This is a genomic window from Pseudomonas sp. GZD-209, assembly GCF_049310485.1.
Taxonomy (GTDB): Bacteria; Pseudomonadota; Gammaproteobacteria; order Pseudomonadales; family Pseudomonadaceae; genus Aquipseudomonas; species Aquipseudomonas sichuanensis.
On the sequence record NZ_JBMOWQ010000268.1, the window covers coordinates 1 to 24,346 of the forward strand.

The window sequence follows — 24,346 nt, forward strand, 5'->3', positions numbered from 1 at the left end:
TTCGGCCACCGCCACGTTCGGCAGCACCAGGGCACGGTCGCCCAGGGGCAGCAACAGCCCGGTCAGGCTGCTGCGCTGCCCGGCGATATGGTCAAGCATGGTGCTGGCTCCAGTGGGCGATGCTCTGCAACAGGACCGACTCCTGGTACGGCTTGCCAAGGTACTCGTTGACGCCGATGGCCATGGCCCGCTCACGGTGCTTCTGCCCCGTGCGCGAGGTAATCATGATGATCGGCAGCTGCTTCAGGCGCTCGTCACGGCGGATGCGCGTTGCCACTTCGAAGCCGTCCATGCGCGGCATCTCGATATCCAGCAACAGCACATCCGGGCGGTGCTCCTCGAGCAGGGCCATGGCATCGACACCGTCCTTGGCGGTCAGCACGCTCATGCCGTGGCGCTCCAGCAGGCGGCTGGTGACCTTGCGCACGGTCACCGAGTCATCCACCACCATCACCAGCAACGCCCGGCGCGGTGCAGGCCCGGTCAGCGCGCGCTGGCCGTCGCCGGCACCCGGCAGGCGCGCCAGGCGCCGTTGCTGGCCGCGCAACTGGCCCAGCAGGTCGAGAATCAGCACCACCCGGCCATCGCCGAGCAGCGTCGCACCCGACAGCCCCGGCACGGCCGCGAACTGCGGCCCGAGGCTCTTGACCACGATCTCGCGGCTGGGCGACAGGCTGTCGACCTGGATGGCGAACGACTGCTCCTGGGAATGGGTGAGCAGCACCGGCAGCGGCACGCTCTGGCCCAGTAGCCCGGGCTGGCCTCCGCCCTGTACCAGCTCACCGAGATAGCGCAGGGCGTAGTCGTGGCCGGCGTAGGTGTAGCGCGGCGGGTCGAGGCGGTAGCAGGCCTCGAGCTCTGCGGCCGGCACCCGCACGATCCCTTCGATGGTATTGAGCGGGATGGCGTACTGCTCGTCGCCCAGGTGCACCATCAGTGCCCGGTTCACCGACACGGTGAACGGCAGGCGGATGAGAAAACGCGCGCCCTTGCCCGGGCTGGACTCGATGCTCATCGAACCGCCCAGCTGCTTGACCTCTTCATGGACCACGTCCATGCCCAGGCCGCGCCCGGAAATCTGGGTGATCTTTTCGGCCGTGGAGAACCCAGGGCGCAGGATGAACTGCAGGATCTCGTGGTCGCTCAAGCGCGCCTGGGGGTCGAGCAGGCCGCGCTTGATCGCCTTGTTGCGCACCGCTTCCAGCGGCACCCCGGCGCCGTCGTCGCTCATTTCGATGACGATGTCGGCGCCTTCATGCAGCAGGTTGAGGTGGATGGTGCCCAGTTCCGGTTTGCCGGCAGCCAGGCGCGCCTCGCGGCCCTCCAGGCCGTGGTCGACGGCGTTGCGCAGCATGTGCTCCAGCGGCGCCACCATGCGCTCCAGCACACTGCGGTCGAGCTCGCCCTCGGCGTTGCCGACCACCAGCTCGACCTGCTTGCCCAGCTCGCTGGCCACCTGCCGCACCACCCGCTGCAAGCGCGGCACCAGGCGTTCGAACGGCACCATCAGGGTGGCGGTCAGGCCTTCCTGCAACTGGCTGTTGACCCGCGCCTGCTGCTGCAGAAGGCTGTGGGTTTCCTGGGAGCGCTGCAGCAGAGTCTCTTTCAGGTCGAGCAGGTCCGACGCCGATTCGAACAGGGCCCGCGACAGCTGCTGCAGCTGCGAGTGGCGGTCCATTTCCAGCGGGTCGAAATCGTCGTAGGCGTCGCCCTCGAACTGCTGGCGACTGGAGATCCGCCCCTGGGTTTCGATGTCCAGGCGCAGCAGCTGGTCGCGCATGCGCTCCAGCGTGGTCTCCATTTCGTTGAGGGCGAACTGCGCATCGTTGACCTGCTGTTCGATGCGCCCGCGGATCACCGTGTGCTCACCGGCCAGGTTGCCCAGGTCGTCGAGCAGCTCGGCATCGACCTTGATCATGTCCCCGGCCCGCTCCGGTGCGGCGGCCGGCAGCTCGGCGGGCGTGGCCTCGACCTGCGGCGCGGCGGCGGCGCTATCGGTCAGCGCGGCGCTGGAGAAGTTGCGGATGTAGTCGATCAGCGCCGTGGCGGCATGCAGCGGCTGGCCCAGGCGCACGGCATCGAGCATGTGGGCCAGGCGGTCGTGGCAGTTCTGCAGCAGGCTGAACAAGGCCGGCGTCGGCGGCAGCCTGCCGGCGGCCAGCAACTCGTAAAGGAATTCCAGTTCGTGGGCCAGGTCGCCAATGGCGGCGATCTCGACCATCCGCGCACCGCCCTTGAGGGTGTGCAGGTCACGCAGCAGGTTCTCCAGCTCGACCGTGCTACGCGGGTCGGCCTGCCAGCGGTCCAGGGCATCGGCGGCGCTCTCGACGATGTCGGAGCTCTCTTCGAGGAAGACTTCCAGCAGCTCCTTGTCGCCTGCGGCCTGGGCCTGCTCTTCGGGCGTGCCGGGCAGCTCGGCGGGGCTGGGCGGCGGCGCGGTCTGGCGAAACTCGCGCAGCTCGCCCAGCAGCGTCACTGCCGAGACCGGAGCCTCGCCCTGGCGCAGGCTCTGCAGCATCTCGGCCAGCGCCGCATGGCTGCGCCGCAGCAAATCGAACAGTACCGGGCTGGCCCCCAGGCGACGGTCCACCAGCCCTTCGTAAAGCAGCGCCAACTCCTGGGCGAGCACTTCCACCGCGCCGATCGCGGCCATCTGCGCCCCGCCCTTGAGGGTCAGTGCATCATGTTGCAGCGAAGACAGCACCGTGACGTTGCCCGGCTCGCCTTGCCACTGCTGCAGGGCCTGGTTGGCGCTGTCGAGGATATCCCCGGCCTCTTCGAGGAACAGCTCGACCAAGGCTGGCGCCGGCAGCGGCGTCACCCCCTCGGCGCTGACCACGCCCATCACCGACGGGTCGAGCGCATCGTCGAGCAACCCGCGCAAGGCCGCCAGGCACTCGGGGCGGGCGTTCAGGTCCTGCCCGGCGGCGATCTCGTCGAGCATGTCGAGCAGCACTTCATGGGCCTGGCCAGCCACTTCGAAGAACCTCGGCGTGGCCGCCAGGCTGCCCTCTTCCACCGCGCCATACAGGTCGAGCAAGCCTTCGCAGATTTCATCCACCTGCCACAGCTCGGCCTGGTGGGCCGCATGGCTGAGGCTGGTCATGGCATCCAGCAAGGGGTCCAGCGCCTGGCGCAGCGCCGGCTGTTGCTGCCAGTGCGCCAGTTGCGCCTCGGCGTCGAGCAAGGTGTCCATACCAGTGGCCAGGAAAGCGGCGATCAACTGCGGATCGCGACGGTTGCGGCGCACCTGGTGGGGGTCGCTGTGCAACTGCGCCAGGCGTGCATCGACGGTTTGCCCGACCTGTTCGATCAGCCCGGCGGCACCGGGGATCGGCGCCAGCGGCGTGCTGCCCAGTTGCGCCAGGCCCAGATGGAACAAGGCCCGGGCCGCTTCCAGCAGTTCGATTTCCACCAGCAGCAGGGGCAGTTCGTGGCCCTTGTACTCACGCACCAGGCGGTCGAGCGCGGTGGCAAGCTCGGCCACCGGCATCACCCCGGCCATGGCCGCGCTGCCCTTGAGCGTGTGCAGTGCGCGCTGCAGGCCGTCGCTGACCGGCGTGCCTTCGGCGCTGGCCGTGTGCAGGAAGGCATCGAGGCCGGCCAGATGGCCCTGGGCCTCGTTGCGAAAGATTTCCAGCAGCTGCGGGTCGAGCCCGTCGATGCTGGCGCCGGGAGCGGCGTCGTTGAGCGCCAGCGCATGCAGGTGGGCGGCCAGCTGCTCGATCTCGGCGCTGGCCGGCAGCTGGCTGGCGGCGAAATCGGCCAGCAAGTCGGGCAGGCGCACGAACACCTGCTGCAGCGCGACCAGCCCCTCGGCGCTGAGCGCGATACGCCCCTCCAGCACCCGGTTGAGCAGGTGCTCGGCGCCCCAGGCCAACTCCGCCACGGCCTCGGCATGGACCATGCGCCCACTGCCCTTGAGGGTATGCAAGGCGCGCCGCACTTCGATCAACGCATCGCGCAGGCTGTTGTCGGCGCGCCAGCGTAGCCAGTGACGTTCGATTTCCGGCAGCAGCTCGCCGGCTTCTTCGAGGAATACGTCGCGCAGCTCGTCATCGATGCCATCTACGGCCCGGCCGCTGCTGGCCGACGGCTCCACCGCCTGGCACTGCACACCCAGCGCAGCCAGGCTGGCGCGGGCCATCTCGATGAAGGGTTGCGCATCGGCCAACGGATCGGCCACGCGCCACTGCAGGTATGCCTCGGCAGCGCACAGCGCGTCGGCCAGGTGCGCCAGCTCGTCGGGCAGTGGCTCGTCCTCCAGGTGCACCAGCCAGCCCTGCACATAACCGGCGGCGCCGGCGAACACCTCCGCGGCGGCCGGCAGCATCAGCATCGCCAGCGCACCGCGCACCTGCTGCAACAGCCCCGGCAGGGCTTGCAGGCGTTGGCGCGACCAGTCCGACTCGAGGCAGTCGCCAATCAGGTCCTTGGCCTGCTGCAAGACGTTGAGCGACTCGTGGAGTACCAGCTGGCGGATCTCGGCCAGGTCCGAGCCGGGCAGGCTGCCGGGCTGGCTTTCTTCCAGCGGGCCGACCATGCCGTTGAGCGTCGCTTCCACATACAACAACGCCCCGGCCACATCCATCAGCACCGCTTCATTCACGCTGTCGTCCTGCTCCACCAAGGCCTGCAACGCCAGCACCTGGTCGATGATCACCCGCCGTGGCTGCTGGAAGCCCAGCACCGCCAGGGTATCGGCGACGTGGCGCAGCGGTGCGAGCAAGGCTTGCAGCGGCGCCCGTGGCGGCCGCTCGTCACTGACCAGGGGGTCGAGCTGGTCCTTGATGCGCATCAGGTCGTCGCACAGGGCCGAGACCACCGAACGCAAGGCATCGCGCCCGGCGCCAGCCTGCATGTGCTCGCGCCAGTTGCCCAGCGACAGGTCGAGGTTGGCCAGGTCTTCGGCACCGGCCAGGCGCGTACCGAGTTCACCCAGCAGGCTGCCCTGGGCCAGCGGCTCGGCGCCTCGGCACGCACGCAGCTGGTTGAGCAGCGGCATCACCACCAGCGGCAGGTCGTGGCGCGCGCCGCGCAGCCGGTCGAGGTACGGCGGCAGTTGCTCCAGGCCCCGGAACAGCGCGCCCAGGCATTCGCCACGGGGGCTGACCTGGCCCTCGGCCATGGCCCGCCCAAGCAGTTCCAGCTCTTCGGCCAGGCGCGTGGCGCCGGGCAGTTCGAGCATGCGCAGGCAACCGTGCACCTGGTGCAGGTTGTCGACGAAGAAGATCAGGTTCGACAGGTCGTCCGGTGCCCCGGTGAAATGTTCCAGGGCCTGGCGCGCCTGGCCCAGGCAATCGAGGATGGGCGCCTTGGTCCAGGCCAGGGCGACCGTGTCGTGCCGTTCGCTGTTGACCGCCACCGACGTCATGGGCGCCTCCATCACTGGCGCTCGGCCGCAGCCGGCAGGGTGAAGCCCGACACCGAGCGGCGCATTTCACTGGCCATGCGCGCCAGGTGGCGGATGCTGTCGGCGGTGGCGCCGGAACCGGCGGAGGTCTGCGCGGTGATCTGCTGGATCACCGCCATGGTGTGGGAGATCTGCCCGGCGGACGAAGTTTGCAGCTGGGCGGCGTCGGAGATGCTGTGGATAAGTTCGGCCAGGGTCTGCGACACCCCCTCGATCTCGGCCAGCGCCACCCCGGCGTCCTGCGCCAGGCGCGCGCCGCGCACCACTTCGGCGGTGGTCTGCTCCATGGAAATCACCGCCTCGTTGGTGTCGGCCTGGATGGTGCGCACCAGCGCCTCGATCTGCCGGGTGGCCGACGACGAACGCTCGGCCAGGCGTTGCACTTCGTCGGCGACCACGGCAAAGCCGCGCCCGGCCTCGCCGGCCAGCGAGGCCTGGATCGCCGCGTTGAGGGCGAGGATGTTGGTTTGGTCGGCAATGTCGTCGATCAGGCTGACGATATCGCCGATTTCCTGGGACGACTCGCCCAGGCGCTTGATCCGCTTGGCGGTGTCCTGGATCTGCTCACGGATGTTGTCCATGCCGTTGATGGTGTTGTGCACCACCTCGTTGCCCTTGTTGGCGATGGCGACCGAACGCTCGGCCACCTTGGCCGATTCGTAGGCGTGGGCCGATACCCGGTCGATCGACTCGACCATGTCGCCCACCGCCTCGGAGGCCTCGCTGATCTGCGCGGCCTGGTGCTCGGAGGCCTTGGCCAGCTGGCGCGCGGTGTTCTGGGTGTCCTGCACGGCGGCGGCGACCTGCTCGGCGCTGTGGTTGATGGTGGCGACCAGGTCGCGCAGCTGGTCGACCGAGTAGTTGATCGAGTCGGCGATGGCGCCGGTGAAGTCTTCGGTGACCGCCACCGTGACGGTGAGGTCGCCGTCGGCCAGCTCTTCGATTTCGTCGAGCAGGCGCATGATCGCCTGCTGGTTGCGTTCGTTCTTCTCGGCGGTTTCGCGCAGCTGGCGGTGGGTGGCGCGCACCATCACCAGGCCGATGAGGATGATCGAGGCCAGCGCCAGCAGGCCCAGCACGTAGCCGCCGACGGTGTCGAGGGTGCGCCCGCTGGCCAGGTTTTCGAAGCCGTTGGCCAGGTGCGAGGCCTCGTCGAGCAGGGTTTGCGAGAGGCTGAAGATGTTGCCGGCGGCTTCGCGCACACGGAACAGCTCGGGCGAGGTTTCGAGAATTTCGTCCACCGAGCCGGCAACGAACTGGAACAGTTCGGCAATTTCAGCCAGGCGCGCGCGGGCATCGGCGTCTTCGACCCGGGTCACCTGGATCGCCGGGTTGCCGGCGAGCATGCCTTCGAGCACCTGGCCGAAACGGCTGGCGTCACGCCCGAAGGTGTCGGCGGCCTGCACCGAACTGTCGTCGCCGGCCAGCACGGTGTTGACCGAGCCGAGAATGCGCTCGGCCAGCAACAGCTGGCGCTGGGCCACCGCCACCTGGCTGGCCGGGGCACCGCTTTGCAGCAGGATTTCCACCACCTTTTCGTACTCGACCTGCAACTGCGGCACGGTCTCGGCCAGGGTGGCCGCCACCTGGTGCAGCGACAGCACGGTCTGTTCGCTGGCCAGGATGGTGTCGGTGTTCTTGCGCAGGTTTTCCCAGTCCTGGCGCACCGCGTCCATTTCGTCGCGCACGGTGGCCGGGGCGGCGGGCAGGCCGGTGGCCTTGTCGCCCTCGCGCAGGTAGCTCCAGCGCCGCTCGAAATCGTTGCGCGCATCACTGAGCAGGCGGAATGCCAGGGCCTTGCCGGCTGCCGCCTCGGTGGCGTTCTTGGCGATGCGCTGGGACAGCACGCGCAGCTCGCCGGCATGCCCGATGTACTGCTTGTCGTGGTTGGCCTGGGTGTTGAGGTAGGCGAAGTTGGCAAACAGCAGCACGATCGACAGGATCAGCACCACGAACAGCACGGTGATCTGCGCGCTGCTGCGCGGGCGCTGGGCCACGGCGGCGGGGGAAACGGAGGGGCCAGGCTTGTTCACGTCGAAAGTCCTCTACAACGCCACATCGAGAAAGCCCGGTGCCTGGGCCAGGGCGAACGGGCTGAAGATCGCCCAGTTGCGCTCACGGGGGAAATGCCCCTGCACGAAGGGTGCGGCGGCGCGGATCAAAGGCTGCGGCGGCGACAGTTCGAGGCTGCTCAGGGCGAAGTGCTGCAGGCCCACCACCTCGTCCACCAGCAACCCGGCGAACAGCTCTTCGTGGTCCAGCACCAGCACCCGCCGCTGCTTGCCCGCCGCCGCTGGGCCAAGGCCGAAGAACGCGCTCAGGTCCATCACCGGCAACAGCCGCCCGCGCAGGTTGGCCACCCCGCGCACCCAGGGCTGTACCCCCGGCACCCGGCTGCTGCGCGGCTCACGCAGCACTTCGGCAATTTCACCCATGGGCGCGACGAACCATTGCCCGGCAATGCGAAAGCCGATGCCGCTCCACTGCTGCAGGCGGGTGTCCTGGAGCGGCTGGTCGGCCACCAGCAGGCGGCAACGCCGGTCGATGTCCAGCAGCAGCTCGAAGGCGGTCAGTGCCGCGCCCTGAGGGCGAGTGGTCAAGCGCCGAGCACCTCGACCAGCTTGGCGATCAACGCGTCCTCTTCCACGGGCTTGGTCAGGAAGTCGCGGGCGCCCTGGCGCGTGGCCCAGATGCGGTCGGTTTCCTGGTCCTTGGTGGTGACCACGATCACCGGGATGGCGCTGGTTTCCGGGTCCTTGCTCAGCTGGCGGGTGGCCTGGAAGCCGTTCATGCCGGGCATGACGATGTCCATCAGCACCGCATCGGGCTTCTCCTGGCGGGCCAGGGCCACGCCGTCGGCGCCGTTGCTGGCCTTGAGCACCTGGTGGCCGTGTTTTTCCAGCCACTCGGTCAAGCGGTACATCTCGGTCGGCGAATCGTCGACAATCAGAACTCGGGCCATGCTGTTTCCCCATGAGGAACGTGAGGCGCCGCCTTTAACTGGGGCGGCGTCAGGGTGCGATTGGGTCCTGCGCGGCGAAACCGGGCACATGGGCGCGGATTGCGTCGAGCAGTTCTTCCTTGCTGAAAGGTTTGGTCAGGAACTGGTCGGAGCCGACCACCCGGCCGCGGGCCTTGTCGAACAGGCCGTCGCGGGAAGAAAGCAGGATCACCGGGGTGTCCTTGTAGGCGCTGTTGTGCTTGATCAGTGCGCAGGTCTGGTAGCCGTCCAGGCGTGGCATCAGCACATCGACGAAGATGATCCGCGGCTTGTGGTCGATGATCTTGGCGAGGGCATCGAAGCCATCGCTGGCGGTGATCACCTCGCAGCCCGCCTCGCCGAGCAACATCTGGGCAGTGCGGCGGATCGTGCGCGAATCGTCGATCACCATCACCTTCAGGGGTTGTTCCATAGTTGCGCTTCTGCCTGGTCGCGAATTCGCCGAAGGGCCGTGCAGGCCACGTGCCAGGCCTTTTTAGCACACTCCGCAGGGCCATTCCATCTGCCCGCCCCCTTGACCGAGCGCGCGCCCGGCGCCACCCTGAGCCACTTTTTCGTGCCATCGCGGCCACCCGCCGCCAAGAGGAATTACCCCATGAGCGTTCGCCTCGGGATTGTCATGGACCCTATCGCGTCCATCTCCTATAAAAAGGACAGCTCGCTGGCCATGCTGCTGGCCGCCCAGGAGCGTGGCTGGAGCCTGTTCTACATGGAACAGCGCGACCTGTATCAGGGCGAAGGCAAGGCCCGCGCGCGGATGCGCCCGCTGAAGGTGTTCGCCGACCCGGCGCGCTGGTTCGAGCTGGGCGACGAGCAGGACAGCCTGCTCAGCGAGCTGGACGTGATCCTGATGCGCAAGGACCCGCCGTTCGACATGGAGTTCGTCTACAGCACCTACCTGCTGGAGCAGGCCGAGGCCGACGGCGTGCTGGTGGTCAACCGCCCGCAGAGCCTGCGCGACTGCAACGAGAAGCTGTTCGCCACGCTGTTCCCGCAGTGCACGCCGCCGACCCTGGTCAGCCGCCGTCCGGACATCATCCGTGAGTTCGCCGCCAAGCACGGCGACGTGATCCTCAAGCCGCTGGACGGCATGGGCGGCACCTCGATCTTCCGCCACCGGGTCGGCGACCCCAACCTGTCGGTGATCCTCGAAACCCTGACCGCCCTGGGCGCTCAGCAGATCATGGCCCAGGCCTACCTGCCGGCGATCAAGGACGGCGACAAGCGCATCCTGATGATCGACGGCGAGCCGGTGGACTACTGCCTGGCGCGCATCCCGGCCAGCGGCGAGACCCGCGGCAACCTGGCCGCCGGTGGCCGTGGCGAAGCCCGCCCGCTGAGCGACCGCGATCGCTGGATCGCCGCCCAGGTTGGCCCCACCCTGCGCGAGAAGGGCCTGCTGTTCGTCGGCCTGGACGTGATCGGCGAGCACCTGACCGAAATCAACGTGACCAGCCCGACCTGCATCCGCGAAATCGACGCTGCCTTCAACACCAATATCGGCGGCAAACTGATGGATGCCATTGATCGCAAGCTGCAAGCGCGCTGACCGAGGACAGGTGGCAACACCGCACAGTGGGGTATGATGCCGGTCCTTTTCGACTGAGCTGCTACCCCGCTTAGGGTTTGCCTAGCGGTTGCTGGATACCTGATGACGCTCCCCGCCGACATCCCCGCTGACCTGCTGCCACCCCGCGTTCGCCCGGTGGACCGGCTCGGCTTTACCCTGTTCCTGGCCGCGCTGGTGCACCTGGCGCTGATCCTGGGCGTCGGTTTCACGGTGATCAAACCCGCTGAAATCCGCCACACCATGGACATCACCCTGGCCACCTTCAAGAGCGAGAAGGCGCCCGAGAAGGCCGATTTCCAGGCCCAGGAAAACCAGCAGGGCAGCGGCACCCTGGACAAGAAAGCGGTACCCAAGACCACCGAGGTGGCGCCGTTCCAGGACAGCAAGATCAACAAGATCACCCCGCCGCCGGCCGCGAGAGTAGAGTCGCCGCCCGCGCCGACGAAGTCCGCGGTCGCCACCCAGGCACCGAAACCGCAGAAGGTCGAGCCCAAGCCGAAGGAAAGCAAGCCACAGCCCAAGGCTGAGGCGAAGGCGCCGGACTTCGACAGCTCGCAGCTGTCCAGCCAGATCGCCAGCCTTGAGGCCGAACTGTCCAACGAACAGCAGCTGTACGCCAAACGCCCGCGCATCCATCGCCTGAATGCGGCCTCGACCATGCGCGACAAGGGCGCCTGGTACAAGGAAGAGTGGCGCAAGAAGGTCGAGCGCATCGGCAACCTCAACTATCCCGACGAGGCACGGCGCCAGCAGATGTATGGCAGCCTGCGCTTGATGGTGTCGATCAACCGCGATGGCTCGCTGTATGAAGTGCTGGTGCTGGAATCGTCCGGCCAGCCGGTGCTGGACCAGGCGGCCCAGCGCATCGTGCGGCTGGCCGCGCCGTTCGCGCCGTTTACCGGGGACATGGCGGAGTTTGATCGGTTGGAGATCATCCGCACCTGGCGGTTTGCCCGCGGGGATCGACTTTCGAGCAATTGATCGGCAAGCAAATTGGCCCCTGTGGGAGCGGGTTTACCCGCGAACACCGGCGAAGCCGGTGCCATGCACCGCGCTGCCTGCTTCGCGGGTAAACCCGCTCCCACAGGGCTGGGTGAGCTCCCACAGGGGCTGCGCACCTTGCCAGCCCCGCCACCTGGCGCCACACTAGCGCTCATGAAAACCTTCGCCCCCAGCTACCTCAAGCACCAGTTCCTGATCGCCATGCCGCACATGGCCGACCCGAACTTTGCCCACACCCTTACCTACATCGTCGAGCACAACGCCAACGGCGCCATGGGGCTGGTGGTCAACCGCCCGCAGGAGCTGAACCTGGGCGACATTCTCGAACAGTTGCGCCCCGACGAAACGCCCCCGGCCAGCACGCTGCAGGTGCCCATCTACCTGGGCGGCCCGGTGCAGACCGACCGTGGTTTCGTGCTGCACAGCGATGAGTGCAGCTTCCAGGCCACCGTGGCCCTGGAAGGCCTGTCGCTGACCACCTCCCAGGACGTGCTGCTGGCCATCGCCGCCGGCGTGGGCCCGAAAAAGAGCCTGATCACCCTCGGCTATGCCGGCTGGGAAGCCGGCCAGCTGGAAGCGGAGCTGGCCGACAACGCCTGGCTCAACTGCCCGTTCGACCCCGCGATCCTGTTCGGCATGGACAGCGAACAGCGCCTCGGCGCGGCCGCCGCCAGCCTCGGCATCAACCTGAGCCTGCTCACCAGCCAGGCGGGGCACGCCTGATGGCCGAACTGCGCCTGCTGCTGGGCTTCGACTACGGCAGCAAACAGATCGGCGTGGCCGTCGGCCAGGTGATCACCGGCCAGGCCCGCGAACTCTGCGTACTCAAGGCACAGAACGGCGTGCCGGACTGGAACCAGGTCGAAAAACTGATCAAGGAATGGAAACCCGATGCCATCGTCGTCGGTCTGCCGCTGAACATGGACGGCACCCCCAGCGAGATGAGCGAGCGCGCCGAGAAATTCGCCCGGCGCCTCAACGGCCGATTCAACCTGCCGGTGCACACCCACGACGAACGCCTGACCACCTTCGAAGCCAAGGGCGAGCAGATGGCCCGTGGCGGCCGTCACGGCAGCTACCGCGACAACCCGGTCGACGCCATCGCCGCCGCCCTGCTGCTGCAAGGCTGGCTGGAGGCCAATACTTAATTCCGCTTTGCCGCCGGAGCTACCCGGCGCCCGCCTTCCGAGGAGCACGCAATGAGCCTACCCAATCCCGCCGACCTGATCCGGCAGATGGCCGTCGACCTTCGCGCCCACCTGGCCCGCCGCGCCATCGCCGAGCCACGCTTCATCGGCATCCGCACCGGCGGCGTTTGGGTGGCCCAGGCCCTGCAGCAGGAATTGGCCGACGAGAGCCCGCTGGGCACCCTGGATGTCTCGTTCTACCGCGACGACTTCAGCCAGAACGGCCTGCACCCGCAAGTGCGCCCTTCGGAGCTGCCGTTCGAGATCGAAGGCCAGCACCTGGTGCTGGTGGATGACGTGCTGATGAGCGGCCGCACCATCCGCGCCGCCCTCAACGAACTGTTCGACTATGGCCGCCCGGCCAGCGTGACGCTGGTGTGCCTGCTGGACCTGGATGCCGGCGAACTGCCGATCCGCCCGAATGTGCTCGGCGCCACCCTGTCGCTGGCCGCCCATGAACGGGTAAAATTGACCGGACCCGCACCGCTCGCTCTCGAGCGCCAGGACCTCGCTTCCGCTTCCGCCCTTTAAGAGTCCCCCGCGATGACGCCATTCGACGCCAAGCGCCCGCTGCAGCTCAATGACCAGGGCCAGCTGCGCCACTTCCTCTCGCTCGACGGTTTGCCCCGCGAACTGCTCACCGAGATCCTCGACACTGCCGACTCGTTCCTCGAAGTCGGCGCCCGGGCCGTGAAGAAAGTCCCGCTGCTGCGCGGCAAGACCGTGTGCAACGTGTTCTTCGAGAACTCCACCCGTACCCGCACCACCTTCGAACTGGCCGCCCAGCGCCTGTCGGCCGACGTGATCAGCCTGAACGTGTCGACCTCCTCGACCAGCAAGGGCGAGACCCTGTTCGACACCCTGCGCAACCTCGAAGCCATGGCCGCCGACATGTTCGTCGTGCGCCACTCCGACTCCGGCGCCGCCCACTTCATCGCCGAGCACGTATGCCCGGACGTGGCGGTGATCAACGGCGGCGACGGCCGCCACGCGCACCCGACCCAGGGCATGCTCGACATGCTGACCATCCGTCGGCACAAGGGCAGCTTCGAGAACCTGTCGGTGGCCATCGTCGGCGATATCCTGCACTCGCGCGTAGCCCGCTCGGACATGCTCGCGCTCAAGGCGCTGGGCTGCCCGGACATCCGCGTGATCGGCCCGAAAACCCTGATCCCGATCGGCATCGAGCAATACGGGGTGAAGGTCTACACCGACCTCGCCGAAGGCCTCAAGGACGTCGACGTGGTGATCATGCTGCGCCTGCAGCGTGAGCGCATGGCCGGCGGCCTGCTGCCCAGCGAGGGCGAGTTCTACCGCCTGTTCGGCCTGACCACCGCACGCCTGGCCGGCGCCAAGCCCGACGCCATCGTCATGCACCCCGGCCCGATCAACCGGGGCGTGGAGATCGAGTCGGCGGTGGCCGACGGCAAGCACTCGGTGATCCTCAACCAGGTCACCTACGGCATCGCCGTGCGCATGGCCGTGCTGTCCATGGCCATGAGCGGGCAGAACGCGCAACGTCAAATCGAGCAGGAGAACGCCCAGTGACCCTCAGCATTATCGGCGCTCGGGTAATCGACCCTGCCAGCGGCCTGGACACCATCACCGACCTGCACCTCGAAGGCGGTCGCATTGCCGCCATCGGCGCAGCCCCGGCAGGCTTCAGCGCCAGCCGCACGATCCAGGCCGACGGCCTGGTCGCAGCGCCCGGCCTGGTCGACCTCGGTGTATCGCTGCGCGAGCCGGGCTACAGCCGCAAAGGCACCATCGCCAGTGAAACCCGCGCAGCGGTCGCCGGCGGCGTCACCAGCCTGTGCTGCCCGCCGCAGACCAAGCCGGTGCTGGACACCTCGGCGGTGGCCGAACTGATCCTCGACCGCGCCCGCGAAGCGGCCAACAGCAAGGTGTACCCGATCGGTGCCCTGACCAAAGGCCTGGAAGGAGAGCAACTGGCCGAGCTGGTGGCCCTGCGCGACACCGGTTGCGTGGCCTTCGGCAACGGCCTGAAAGAGATCCCCAACAACCGCACCCTGGCCCGCGCCCTGGAATATGCGGCGACCTTCGACCTGACCGTGGTGTTCCACTCCCAGGACCGCGACCTGTCCCAGGGCGGCCTGGCCCACGAAGGGCCGATGGCCAGCTTCCTCGGCCTGCCCGGCATCCCCGAAAGCGCCGAGACCGTGGCCCTGGCCCGCAACCTGCTGCTGGTCGAGCAGAGCGGCGTGCGCGCGCACTTCAGCCAGATCACCAGCGCCCGTGGCGCACGGTTGATCGCCCAGGCCCAGCAACTGGGGCTGCCGGTCACCGCCGACGTGGCGCTGTACCAGCTGATCCTCACCGACGAAGCGCTGCGCGATTTCTCCAGCCTGTACCACGTGCAGCCGCCGCTGCGCAGCGCCGCCGACCGTGACGGCCTGCGTGAGGCGGTGAAGGCGGGCGTGATCCAGGCGATCTCCAGCCACCACCAGCCCCACGAGCGCGATGCCAAGCTGGCGCCGTTCGGTGCCACCGAGCCGGGCATCAGCAGCGTCGAGCTGTTGCTGCCGCTGGCCATGACCCTGGTCGAGGACGGCCTGCTCGACCTGCCGACGCTGATGGCGCGGCTGAGCAGCGGCCCGGCGGCGGCCATGCGCCTGCCGGCGGGTGAGCTGAAAGTGGGCGGCGCGGCCGACCTGGTGCTGTTCGATCCGCAAGCCTCGACGGTGGCGGGCGAGCAGTGGCTGTCGCGTGGCGAGAACTGCCCGTTCATCGGCCACTGCCTGCCGGGCGCGGTGCGTTATACCTTGGTCGATGGGCACATCTGCCACGAGGCCTGAGTAACCGTCATCGCGGGGCAAGCCCGCTCCCACGCCAGTTCAGTGCGTGGGAGCGGGCTTGCCCCGCGATGGGCCGGCAAAGACTGGATACAACCATTCATCCCTCTCGGTTGAAATCCTTCCCCCCTCCCCCCATATGACTCTCCATCAGGCATTTTCGCCCCGCTGCGTGGAGACTCTCCCTTGACTACCATCGTTTCTGTCCGCCGTAACGGCAAAGTCGTCATGGGCGGCGACGGCCAGGTTTCCCTCGGCAACACCGTGATGAAAGGCAACGCCAAGAAGGTCCGCCGCCTGTACAACGGCCAGGTCATCGCGGGCTTCGCCGGCGCCACCGCCGACGCCTTCACCCTGTTCGAGCGCTTCGAAGCCCAGCTGCAGAAACACTCCGGCCACCTGGTGCGCGCCGCCGTCGAACTGGCCAAGGAATGGCGTACCGACCGTTCCCTGAGCCGCCTGGAAGCGATGCTGGCGGTAGCCAACAAGGACGCCTCCTTGATCATCACCGGCAACGGCGACGTGGTCGAACCCGAAGACGGCCTGATCGCCATGGGTTCCGGCGGCGGCTACGCCCAGGCCGCAGCCCGCGCCCTGCTGAACAAGACCGACCTGTCGGCCCGGGAAATCACCGAGGCCGCCCTGAACATCGCCGGCGACATCTGCGTGTTCACCAACCACAACCTGACCATCGAGGAGCAGGACCTGGCCGAGTAATCAGTTGTTTTGGCGTCCCGCCAACAGCGGGACTTTTCCACACTGATGACTGCGCCTTAGGACCCTATTGATCATGTCCATGACCCCCCGCGAAATCGTTCACGAACTGAACCGCCACATCATCGGCCAGGACGACGCCAAACGCGCCGTCGCCATTGCCCTGCGCAACCGCTGGCGGCGCATGCAGCTGCCTGCCGAGCTGCGTGCCGAAGTCACCCCGAAGAACATCCTGATGATCGGCCCCACCGGCGTGGGCAAGACCGAAATCGCCCGTCGCCTGGCCAAACTGGCCAACGCGCCGTTCATCAAGGTCGAAGCGACCAAGTTCACCGAAGTCGGCTATGTCGGCCGTGACGTCGAGTCGATCATCCGCGACCTGGCCGATGCCGCGCTGAAGATGCTCCGCGAGCAAGAGATCGTCCGTGTGCGCCACCGCGCCGAAGACGCCGCCGAAGACCGTATTCTCGACGCCCTGCTGCCGCAGGCGCGCACCAGCAGCTTCGCCGAAGAGGCTGCACAGTCGAGCAGCGATTCCAACACCCGCCAGTTGTTCCGCAAGCGCCTGCGTGAAGGCCAGCTGGACGACAAGGAAATCGAGATCGAAGTGGCCGACGCGGTCGGTGTCGAGATCGCCGCGCCGCCCGGCATGGAAGAGATGACCAACCAGCTGCAGAGCCTGTTCGCCAACATGGGCAAGGGCAAGCGCAAGGCGCGCAAGCTGAAGGTCAAGGACGCGCTGAAGATGGTCCGCGACGAAGAAGCCGGCCGCCTGGTCAACGACGAAGAGCTCAAGGCCAAGGCCCTGGAGGCGGTCGAGCAGCACGGTATCGTGTTCATCGACGAAATCGACAAGGTGGCCAAACGTGGCAACGTCGGCGGCGCCGATGTGTCCCGCGAAGGCGTGCAGCGCGACCTGCTGCCGCTGATCGAAGGCTGCACCGTCAACACCAAGCTGGGCATGGTCAAGACCGACCACATCCTGTTCATCGCCTCCGGTGCATTCCACCTGAGCAAGCCGAGCGACCTGGTGCCCGAGCTGCAGGGTCGCCTGCCGATCCGCGTCGAGCTCAAGGCCCTGACCCCGGAAGACTTCGAGCGCATCCTCAAAGAGCCGCACGCCTCGCTGACCGAGCAGTATGCAGCGCTGTTGAAGACCGAAGGCCTGAACATCGAGTTCGCCGACGAGGGCCTCAAGCGCCTGGCCGAGATCGCCTTCCAGGTCAACGAGAAAACCGAGAACATCGGTGCCCGCCGCCTGCACACCCTGCTCGAGCGTTTGCTCGAAGAGGTGTCGTTCAGTGCCGGTGACCTGGCCAGCGCCCATGACGAGACGCCGATCCACATCGACGCCGCGTATGTGAACAGCCACCTGGGTGAGCTGGCGCAGAACGAAGACCTGTCGCGCTACATCCTGTAAGACCATCGCGGGGCAAGCCCGCTCCCACGCAGCATGATCCTGCGTGGGAGCGGGCTTGCCCCGCGATAGGGCCCTTGAATCCCTCCACAAGAAGCTGGAAGCTTGCTGTATCAGCTCCCGAGAGATTCCAGCCCATGGCCCGCCTGCCCACCGCCATCAACCTGCACAAAGCCTCGAAGACCCTCACCCTCACCTACGCCCCCGGCGAGGTCTACCACCTGCCTGCCGAGTTCCTGCGGGTGCACTCCCCCTCCGCCGAGGTCCAGGGCCACGGCAATCCCATCCTGCAATTTGGCAAGATCAACGTAGGCCTCAGCGGCCTGGAGCCTGCCGGCCAATACGCACTGAAACTGACCTTCGACGACGGCCATGACTCAGGGTTGTTCACCTGGGAATACCTCGAACAACTGTGCCTGCGCCAGGAACAGCTGTGGGCCGAGTATCTGGATGAACTGCACAAGGCCGGCAAATCCCGCGACCCCGCCGAGTCGGTCGTCAAGCTGATGCTCTAGCGCGGGGCCTCCAGGTTTTAGAGCGCATTTTCTAATCTCATCTGCTTGAATGCGTGGATGGCGGCCAAAGACTGGCTGTCTTGCGCATTACATGAAAGTCGGGTAACCAATGGAGCTGGCAAGTTCCCTGCATCGCCTTTTCGGCAAGCAGGGCCAGGCCGGTATGTAGAGGTCGCGAGCGAAAGCAGGTTGTCTTCACACGCAGAAACCCCCGCAGCTCATCATCGACACGCATCCGGTCGCAGCACCGCTGTTCCTTATCACTGGTCACCCGAGTAGCAGTACCGGGCTGTCACAGCACACCGGTACTCGTCTCAGGACAACGGAGCGTCGTAGATGAGTAACAAGAACAACGATGAGTTGCAGCGGCAGGCCTCGGAGAACACCCTGGGGCTGAACCCGGTCATCGGCATTCGCCGTAAGGATTTGCTCACGTCGGCGCGCACGGTATTGCGCCAGGCGGTTCGCCAGCCACTGCACAGTGCCAAGCACGTGGCGCATTTCGGCCTGGAACTGAAGAACGTGCTGCTGGGCAAATCCAGCCTGCAGCCCGGTGGCGACGACCGTCGCTTCCAGGACCCGGCCTGGAGCAACAACCCACTGTACCGGCGCTACCTGCAGACCTACCTGGCCTGGCGCAAGGAACTCAACGACTGGATCGGCGAAAGCGACCTGTCGCCCCAGGACATCACCCGTGGCCAGTTCGTCATCAACCTGATGACCGAAGCCATGGCACCGACCAACACCCTCTCCAACCCGGCGGCGATCAAGCGCTTCTTCGAAACCGGCGGCAAGAGCCTGCTCGACGGGCTGTCCAACCTCGCCAAGGACATGGTCAACAACGGCGGCATGCCCAGCCAGGTGAACATGGAAGCCTTCGAGGTGGGCAAGAACCTGGGCACCAGCGAAGGCGCGGTGGTGTACCGCAACGACGTGCTCGAACTGATCCAGTACAAACCCATCACCGAGCAGGTGCACAGCCGCCCGCTGCTGGTGGTGCCGCCGCAGATCAACAAGTTCTACGTGTTCGACCTGAGCCCGGAAAAGAGCCTGGCGCGCTTCTGCCTGCGCTCGCAGCAGCAGACCTTCATCATCAGCTGGCGCAACCCGACCAAGGCCCAGCGCGAGTGGGGCCTGTCCACCTACATCGACGCCCTCAAGGAAGCGGTCGACGCGGTGCTGGCGATCACCGGCAGCAAGGACCTGAACATGCTCGGCGCCTGCTCCGGTGGCATCACCTGCACCGCGCTGGTGGGCCACTACGCGGCCCTGGGCGAGAAGAAGGTCAACGCCCTGACCCTGCTGGTCAGCGTGCTCGACACCACGATCGACACCGAGGTGGCGCTGTTCGTCGACGAGCAGACGCTGGAGGCCGCCAAGCGCCACTCCTATCAGTCCGGGGTGCTCGAGGGCAGCGACATGGCCAAGGTGTTCGCCTGGATGCGCCCCAACGACCTGATCTGGAACTATTGGGTCAACAACTACCTGCTGGGCAATTCACCGCCCGTGTTCGACATCCTGTTCTGGAACAACGACACCACGCGCCTGCCGGCCGCCTTCCACGGCGACCTGATCGAAATGTTCAAGAACAACCCGCTGATCCGCGCCAATGCCCTGGAGGTGTGCGGTACCGCCATCGACCTGAAGCAGGTCGACTGCGACATCTTCAGCGTCGCCGGTACCGCCGACCACATCACCCCGTGGCAGTCGTGCTACCGCTCGGCGCACCTGTTCGGCGGCAAGATCGAATTCGTGCTGTCCAACAGCGGACATATCCAGAGCATCCTCAACCCGCCGGGCAACCCCAAGGCGCGCTTCATGACCGGTGAAGACCGCCCGGACGACCCGCTGGCCTGGCAGGAGAACGCGGTCAAGCACGCCGACTCCTGGTGGCTGCACTGGCAGACGTGGCTGGGCGATCGCGCCGGGGACCTGAAGAAGGCGCCGACCCGGCTGGGCAACCGCACCTATGGCGCAGGCGAGGCCGCACCGGGAACCTACGTGCACGAGCGTTGAGCCCAACCGCCGTGATGTGCCGGCAGGCGCATCGCGGCGCTACCTTCACCCCAGAGTCACGCGTATGCCGCAACCCTACATCTTCCGCACCGTCGAGCTGGACGATCAGTCCATCCGCACCGCGGTGCGCCCGGGCAAGCCGCACCTGACGCCGTTGCTGATCTTCAACGGCATCGGCGCCAACCTCGAACTGGTGTTCCCGTTCATCGAGGCGCTGGACCCGGACCTGGAAGTGATCGCCTTCGACGTGCCCGGGGTCGGCGGCTCGTCGACGCCGCGCCACCCGTACCGCTTCCCCGGCCTGGCCAAGTTGACCGCGCGCATGCTCGACTACCTCGACTACGGCCAGGTCAATGCCATCGGTGTGTCCTGGGGCGGGGCGCTTGCCCAGCAGTTCGCCCACGACTACCCCGAGCGCTGCAAGAAGCTTGTGCTGGCCGCCACCGCCGCCGGTGCGGTGATGGTGCCGGGCAAGCCCAAGGTGCTGTGGCTGATGGCCAGCCCCCGGCGTTACATCCAGCCCTCCCACGTGATCCGCATCGCCCCCATGATCTATGGCGGCGCCTTTCGCCGCGACCCGGACCTGGCGCTGCACCACGCCTCGAAAGTGCGCTCCGGCGGCAAGATGGGCTACTACTGGCAGCTGTTCGCCGGGCTCGGCTGGACCAGCATCCACTGGCTGCACAAGATCCAGCAACCCACCCTGGTGCTGGCCGGCGACGACGACCCGCTGATCCCCCTGGTCAACATGCGCCTGCTGGCCTGGCGGATTCCCAATGCCCAGCTACACATAATCGACGATGGCCACCTGTTCCTGATCACCCGGGCCGAGGCCGTCGCCCCGATCATCATGAAATTCCTCCAGCAAGAGCGCCAGCGCGCGGTCATGCACCCCCGGCCCGCCTCGGGCGGCTGATGCCCGCCCCGCGCACGGAGTACGCGCGGGCCTTCTTGCTGTGTTCTGACGATGGAGTGTTGGCATGAAAGACAAACCGGCAACAGGGACGACACCGGTCCCGGCCACCAGCATGAACGTGCAGAACGCGATCACTGGCCTGCGCGGCCGCGACCTGCTTTCGACGCTGCGCCATGTCGGCCGCCATGGCCTGCGCCACCCGCTGCACACGGCAAAACACCTGCTGGAGCTGGGCGGCACCCTGGGCCGGGTGATGCTCGGCGACACCCCCTTCCAGCCACACGCGCGCGACAGCCGCTTCAGTGACCCCACCTGGAGCCAGAACCCGTTCTACCGGCGCAGCCTGCAGGCCTACCTGGCCTGGCAGAAACAGACCCGCCTGTGGGTCGAGGAAAGCTCGCTGTCCCACGATGATCGCGTGCGCGCGCAGTTCCTGTTCAACCTGATCAACGACGCCATCGCCCCGAGCAACTCACTGCTCAATCCGCTGGCGGTCAAGGAGCTGCTCAACACCGGCGGCCAGAGCCTGCTGCGTGGCGTTGGCCACTTGCTCGACGACCTGCGCCACAACGACGGGCTGCCACGCCAGGTGGACGAGCGCGCCTTCGAGGTCGGCGGCAACCTCGCCGCCACGCCTGGCGCGGTGGTGTTTCGCAATGAGCTGCTGGAGCTGATCCAGTACAAGCCGATGAGCGAAAAGCAGTACGCCCGGCCAGTGCTGGTGGTGCCGCCGCAGATCAACAAGTTCTACATCTTCGACCTCAGCCCGACCAACAGCTTCGTCCAGTACATGCTCAAGAACGGCCTGCAGGTGTTCATGATCAGCTGGCGCAACCCCGACCCGCGCCACCGCGAGTGGGGCCTGTCGAGCTACGTGCAGGCACTCGAAGAGGCGCTCAACGCCTGCCGCAGCATCAGCGGCAGCCGCGACCCGAACCTGATGGGCGCCTGCGCCGGCGGCCTGACCATGGCCGCGCTGCAGGGCCACCTGCAAGCCAAGAACCAACTGCGCAAGGTGCGCAGCGCCACCTACCTGGTGAGCCTGCTCGACAGCCAGTTCGACAGCCCCGCCAGCCTGTTCGCCGACGAACAGACCATCGAGGCGGCCAAGCGCCGCTCGTATCAGCGCGGCGTGCTCGACGGCGGCGAGGTGGCGCGGATCTTCGCCTGGATGCGGCCCAACGACCTGATCTGGAACTATTGGGTCAACAACTACCTGATGGGCAAGACCCCGCCGGCCTTCGACATCCTCTACTGGAACGCCGACAACACCCGCCTGCCGGCCGCCCTGCACGGCGACCTGCTGGACTTCTTCAAGCACAACCCGTTGCCCCACCCCGACGGGCTGGAGGTGTGCGGTACGCCCATCGACCTCAAGCAAGTCGACCTGGACAGCTTCACCGTGGCTGGCAGCAACGACCACATCACCCCCTGGGACGCGGTGTACCGCTCGGCCCTGCTGCTGGGTGGCGAGCGGCGCTTCGTGCTGTCGCACAGTGGGCATATCCAGAGCATCATCAACCCGCCCGGCAACCCCAAGGCCTACTACCTGGATAACCCCAAGCTGTCCGGTGACCCGCGCGCCTGGTTCTACGATGCCGAGCGCCGCGACGGCAGCTGGTGGCCGCAGTGGCTGGAGTGGATCGGCCAGCGCTCCGGTACGCTCAAGGTACCGCGCACCGAGCTGGGCAACGCCACCTACCCACCGCTGGCCCCCGCGCCAGGCACCTACGTACTGGCACGCTGACTGAATGAAGACCCGCGACCGCATCCTCGAATGCGCCCTGCTGCTGTTCAACCGCCAGGGCGAACCTAACGTCTCGACCCTGGAGATCGCCAACGAACTGGGGATCAGCCCAGGCAACCTGTACTACCACTTCCACGGCAAGGAGCCGCTGGTGATCGGCCTGTTCGAGCGCTTCGAAGAACAGCTGATGCCGCTGCTCGACCCACCGCTGGACGTGCGCCTGGACGCCGAGGACTACTGGCTGTTCCTGCACCTGATCGTCGAACGCATGGCCCAGTACCGCTTCCTGTTCCAGGACCTGTCCAACCTCACCGGGCGCCTGCCCAAGCTGGCGCGGGGCATGCGCAGCCTGATCAACGCGCTCAAGCGCACCCTCGCCGCGCTGCTGGCCAGCCTCAAGAGCCAGGGCCTGGTGACCAGCGAAACGCAAGCCTTGGGGCAATTGGTGGAACAGATCGCCCTGACCCTGATCTGTTCGCTGGATTACCAGCGGGTACTGGGGCGTGAAGGCGATGTGGGGGTGGTGGTGTACCAGGTGATGATGCTGGTGGCGCCGCACTTGCAGGCGCCGGCGCGCACGGCGGCGGAGCAGCTGGCGATGAGGTATCTGGAGGGGTGAAATGATCGCGGGGCAAGCCCGTTCCCACACGTATACCGTGGGAGCGGGCTTGCCCCGCGATGAAGGCGACGCGGTATCAGGCCTGGGCGGCCACGTTCACCGGTGCCGACGGGGTGGCGCTGGCCGGGGCCGCGCTCGGCGCCGGGGCGGCTGTGGCGGCAGGTGCCGCTGCAACCGGCTTGGCTGCCGCAGGTTTGGCCGCAGGTGCTTTCTTGACTGCTGGCTTCTTCGCCGCTGCCGGTTTGGCCGCAGGCTTGGCAGCAGCCGGCTTGGCTGCAGCGGTTTTAACCGCAGGCTTGGCAGCAGGTTTCGCCGCGGCGGTCTTGGCGGCCGGTTTGGCAGCTGCCTTGGCCAGTGGCTTGGCAGCCGTCTTGCTGGCGGCGGCCTTGGACACCGGCGTGACCGAAGCCCCGGTCAGCTTCTCGATCTGCTTGGTCAGCGTGTCGACCTGCTGGTGCAGTGCCTTGATCTCGTTGCGGCTGGGCACGCCCAGGCGCGAGATGGCGCTGTTCAGGCGCTTGTCGAAGGCCTCTTCGAGTTCGCTCCACTTGCCCAGTGCGCGTTCCTTGACGTCCGATACCCGCGAGGTGGTGGCGGACTTGGCCGAGTCGGCTGCCGAGTCGACGTTTTTCTTCGCCTGCTTCTCGGCTTTCTCGCCATCCTTCACCAGCGAATCGAACAGCTTCGGACCGTCCTGGTCGACCTTGGAATAGATACCCAGGCCAGCCAACCAGATCTTGCGGGAGTACTTCTCGATTCCGCCGATCCAGGAGCTGCCTTCTTTTTCGGTGTTCTTCTTGCCAGCCATCCTGCTCTCCTTATGGTTTGTGCGCGACGCGCTCGAGCAGCTCGTGCAGCTGTTCAAGCTTGATGGACAACGCCTCAACGTCATGTTTAGACGGAATGCCGAGGCGATTCAAGGCGCGGCCGACGCGCTCGTCGAAGGCTTTCTCGATTTTGTCCAGCTGGACCTCGACCTTGCCCCGCACGCGGGTCACTTCCTGGCCAGCTTCGTCGAGCTGGTGGTTGGCCGCATCGAGTTCTTTATGGATGCGTTTCTTGCCACGCTTCTCGACGCCTTCACCGGCCTTGACCAGTTCCTTGAAGTAATCGGAGCCTTCCTGGCCGACACGGGCGTAAGCGCCGATGCCCGCCAGCCAGATCTTGCGCGCGTAGCCGCGCACTTCGCCCAGGGTGCCCTGGGCGTCGTCCTGCTTGAGATTCACTTTGGCCATGCTCTGTACCTCATGCTCATTTGGGGAGGGAGGATGAGCCCAGGGTGGTAGGGCTTGAGCGTGAAGGTAGGCGGAATAATTAGAATCCTCACCCTAAGGTGGGGCGATGCGGGGTTAGTGTGTACGGGTATTGTGGGAGCGGGCTTGCCCCGCGATAGCGCCAGCCCCGGCAATCGCTATC

General features: G+C 66.7%; 21 protein-coding genes and 1 pseudogene. 14 read left to right on the top strand and 8 right to left on the bottom strand.

Translation table 11 applies throughout. From position 1 onward, the window contains the following. The 6 genes and pseudogenes from ACO6VM_RS25715 to pilG all read right to left on the bottom strand — a co-directional run. Positions 1–99, bottom strand: a pseudogene (locus ACO6VM_RS25715) (chemotaxis protein CheW); the annotation flags it as partial. Beyond that, positions 92–5,374, bottom strand: coding sequence for an Hpt domain-containing protein (locus ACO6VM_RS25720; protein ID WP_422404005.1), 5,283 nt, complete (start codon positions 5,372–5,374; stop codon positions 92–94). The gene ACO6VM_RS25720 and the pseudogene ACO6VM_RS25715, both read right to left, overlap by 8 nt. Before the next feature lie 11 nt (positions 5,375–5,385). Further along, a complete protein-coding gene (locus tag ACO6VM_RS25725) occupies positions 5,386–7,410 on the bottom strand; it encodes a methyl-accepting chemotaxis protein (protein ID WP_390966087.1) in 2,025 nt (674 codons plus the stop codon). A 48-nt stretch (positions 7,411–7,458) separates the two neighbouring features. Beyond that, complete coding sequence (locus ACO6VM_RS25730; RefSeq protein WP_401055528.1) at positions 7,459–8,013, bottom strand: chemotaxis protein CheW; 555 nt, start codon at positions 8,011–8,013, stop codon at positions 7,459–7,461. Next, on the bottom strand, positions 8,010–8,375 hold the full coding sequence (gene pilH, locus ACO6VM_RS25735) for a twitching motility response regulator PilH (protein ID WP_110994150.1): 366 nt from the start codon (positions 8,373–8,375) through the stop codon (positions 8,010–8,012). Before pilH ends, ACO6VM_RS25730 begins: the two co-directional genes overlap by 4 nt. 49 nt (positions 8,376–8,424) lie before the next feature. Beyond that, positions 8,425–8,826: a twitching motility response regulator PilG gene (pilG, locus tag ACO6VM_RS25740; protein ID WP_110994149.1), complete on the bottom strand. Its 402-nt coding sequence runs from the start codon at positions 8,824–8,826 to the stop codon at positions 8,425–8,427. Between the two features lie 183 nt (positions 8,827–9,009). Between pilG and gshB the strand changes: the two genes are divergently transcribed. The 14 genes from gshB (at position 9,010) to ACO6VM_RS25810 (ending at position 22,930) form a co-directional block, all read left to right on the top strand. After that, a complete protein-coding gene (gene gshB, locus ACO6VM_RS25745; protein WP_125465835.1) occupies positions 9,010–9,963 on the top strand; it encodes a glutathione synthase in 954 nt (317 codons plus the stop codon). A gap of 102 nt (positions 9,964–10,065) precedes the next feature. Beyond that, the gene (locus ACO6VM_RS25750) at positions 10,066–10,965 is read left to right on the top strand and encodes a TonB family protein (protein WP_401055532.1); all 900 of its coding nucleotides are present in this window, start codon (positions 10,066–10,068) and stop codon (positions 10,963–10,965) included. A 174-nt stretch (positions 10,966–11,139) separates the two neighbouring features. Then, on the top strand, positions 11,140–11,709 hold the full coding sequence (locus ACO6VM_RS25755) for a YqgE/AlgH family protein (RefSeq protein WP_110994145.1): 570 nt from the start codon (positions 11,140–11,142) through the stop codon (positions 11,707–11,709). Next, a complete protein-coding gene (ruvX, locus tag ACO6VM_RS25760; RefSeq protein WP_232882600.1) occupies positions 11,709–12,134 on the top strand; it encodes a Holliday junction resolvase RuvX in 426 nt (141 codons plus the stop codon). The genes ACO6VM_RS25755 and ruvX overlap by 1 nt, the downstream gene beginning before the upstream one ends. A 51-nt stretch (positions 12,135–12,185) precedes the next feature. Further along, positions 12,186–12,704 carry a bifunctional pyr operon transcriptional regulator/uracil phosphoribosyltransferase PyrR gene (pyrR, locus tag ACO6VM_RS25765; protein ID WP_347150714.1) on the top strand — a complete coding sequence of 173 codons (519 nt, stop codon included), beginning with the start codon at positions 12,186–12,188 and terminating at the stop codon, positions 12,702–12,704. 12 nt (positions 12,705–12,716) lie between these two features. Beyond that, complete coding sequence (locus ACO6VM_RS25770; RefSeq protein WP_110994142.1) at positions 12,717–13,721, top strand: aspartate carbamoyltransferase catalytic subunit; 1,005 nt, start codon at positions 12,717–12,719, stop codon at positions 13,719–13,721. Next, positions 13,718–14,989, top strand: coding sequence for a dihydroorotase (locus ACO6VM_RS25775; protein WP_422403651.1), 1,272 nt, complete (start codon positions 13,718–13,720; stop codon positions 14,987–14,989). The genes ACO6VM_RS25770 and ACO6VM_RS25775 overlap by 4 nt, the downstream gene beginning before the upstream one ends. A 183-nt stretch (positions 14,990–15,172) precedes the next feature. After that, a complete protein-coding gene (hslV, locus tag ACO6VM_RS25780; protein WP_011536056.1) occupies positions 15,173–15,703 on the top strand; it encodes an ATP-dependent protease subunit HslV in 531 nt (176 codons plus the stop codon). A 73-nt stretch (positions 15,704–15,776) separates the two neighbouring features. Next, on the top strand, positions 15,777–17,120 hold the full coding sequence (hslU, locus tag ACO6VM_RS25785; protein WP_125860776.1) for an ATP-dependent protease ATPase subunit HslU: 1,344 nt from the start codon (positions 15,777–15,779) through the stop codon (positions 17,118–17,120). 134 nt (positions 17,121–17,254) lie between these two features. Beyond that, positions 17,255–17,632 (top strand): gamma-butyrobetaine hydroxylase-like domain-containing protein, encoded by a 378-nt coding sequence (locus ACO6VM_RS25790; RefSeq protein ID WP_125465841.1) that lies wholly within the window; start codon positions 17,255–17,257, stop codon positions 17,630–17,632. 336 nt (positions 17,633–17,968) lie between these two features. Next, positions 17,969–19,648: a class II poly(R)-hydroxyalkanoic acid synthase gene (phaC, locus tag ACO6VM_RS25795; protein WP_390965787.1), complete on the top strand. Its 1,680-nt coding sequence runs from the start codon at positions 17,969–17,971 to the stop codon at positions 19,646–19,648. Positions 19,649–19,712: 64 nt separating this feature from the next. After that, entirely contained in the window at positions 19,713–20,564 is an 852-nt protein-coding gene (gene phaZ, locus ACO6VM_RS25800) for a poly(3-hydroxyalkanoate) depolymerase (protein ID WP_125465843.1), read from the top strand. Positions 20,565–20,628: 64 nt separating this feature from the next. Continuing rightward, complete coding sequence (gene phaC / locus ACO6VM_RS25805) at positions 20,629–22,311, top strand: class II poly(R)-hydroxyalkanoic acid synthase (RefSeq protein ID WP_422403652.1); 1,683 nt, start codon at positions 20,629–20,631, stop codon at positions 22,309–22,311. Between the two features lie 4 nt (positions 22,312–22,315). After that, positions 22,316–22,930: a TetR/AcrR family transcriptional regulator gene (locus ACO6VM_RS25810; protein ID WP_125465845.1), complete on the top strand. Its 615-nt coding sequence runs from the start codon at positions 22,316–22,318 to the stop codon at positions 22,928–22,930. 76 nt (positions 22,931–23,006) lie between these two features. Here ACO6VM_RS25810 and ACO6VM_RS25815 read toward each other — a convergent pair whose 3' ends face one another. Both ACO6VM_RS25815 and ACO6VM_RS25820 read right to left on the bottom strand, forming a co-directional pair. Continuing rightward, a complete protein-coding gene (locus ACO6VM_RS25815) occupies positions 23,007–23,738 on the bottom strand; it encodes a phasin family protein (protein WP_401055539.1) in 732 nt (243 codons plus the stop codon). 10 nt (positions 23,739–23,748) lie between these two features. Further along, on the bottom strand, positions 23,749–24,165 hold the full coding sequence (locus ACO6VM_RS25820) for a phasin family protein (protein ID WP_125465847.1): 417 nt from the start codon (positions 24,163–24,165) through the stop codon (positions 23,749–23,751). Positions 24,166–24,346 lie beyond the last annotated feature (181 nt).

Bases quoted from the DNA above. Each gene is read 5' to 3' on its own strand.
- ACO6VM_RS25720 (WP_422404005.1), bottom strand. From the start codon at position 5,374: ATGACGTCGGTGGCGGTCAACAGCGAACGGCACGACACGGTCGCCCTG.
- pilH (WP_110994150.1), bottom strand. From the start codon at position 8,375: ATGGCCCGAGTTCTGATTGTCGACGATTCGCCGACCGAGATGTACCGC.
- pilG (WP_110994149.1), bottom strand. From the start codon at position 8,826: ATGGAACAACCCCTGAAGGTGATGGTGATCGACGATTCGCGCACGATC.
- gshB (WP_125465835.1), top strand. From the start codon at position 9,010: ATGAGCGTTCGCCTCGGGATTGTCATGGACCCTATCGCGTCCATCTCC.
- ACO6VM_RS25750 (WP_401055532.1), top strand. From the start codon at position 10,066: ATGACGCTCCCCGCCGACATCCCCGCTGACCTGCTGCCACCCCGCGTT.
- ACO6VM_RS25755 (WP_110994145.1), top strand. From the start codon at position 11,140: ATGAAAACCTTCGCCCCCAGCTACCTCAAGCACCAGTTCCTGATCGCC.
- ruvX (WP_232882600.1), top strand. From the start codon at position 11,709: ATGGCCGAACTGCGCCTGCTGCTGGGCTTCGACTACGGCAGCAAACAG.
- pyrR (WP_347150714.1), top strand. From the start codon at position 12,186: ATGAGCCTACCCAATCCCGCCGACCTGATCCGGCAGATGGCCGTCGAC.
- ACO6VM_RS25770 (WP_110994142.1), top strand. From the start codon at position 12,717: ATGACGCCATTCGACGCCAAGCGCCCGCTGCAGCTCAATGACCAGGGC.
- hslU (WP_125860776.1), top strand. From the start codon at position 15,777: ATGTCCATGACCCCCCGCGAAATCGTTCACGAACTGAACCGCCACATC.
- ACO6VM_RS25790 (WP_125465841.1), top strand. From the start codon at position 17,255: ATGGCCCGCCTGCCCACCGCCATCAACCTGCACAAAGCCTCGAAGACC.
- phaC (WP_390965787.1), top strand. From the start codon at position 17,969: ATGAGTAACAAGAACAACGATGAGTTGCAGCGGCAGGCCTCGGAGAAC.
- phaZ (WP_125465843.1), top strand. From the start codon at position 19,713: ATGCCGCAACCCTACATCTTCCGCACCGTCGAGCTGGACGATCAGTCC.
- phaC (WP_422403652.1), top strand. From the start codon at position 20,629: ATGAAAGACAAACCGGCAACAGGGACGACACCGGTCCCGGCCACCAGC.
- ACO6VM_RS25810 (WP_125465845.1), top strand. From the start codon at position 22,316: ATGAAGACCCGCGACCGCATCCTCGAATGCGCCCTGCTGCTGTTCAAC.
- ACO6VM_RS25815 (WP_401055539.1), bottom strand. From the start codon at position 23,738: ATGGCTGGCAAGAAGAACACCGAAAAAGAAGGCAGCTCCTGGATCGGC.
- ACO6VM_RS25820 (WP_125465847.1), bottom strand. From the start codon at position 24,165: ATGGCCAAAGTGAATCTCAAGCAGGACGACGCCCAGGGCACCCTGGGC.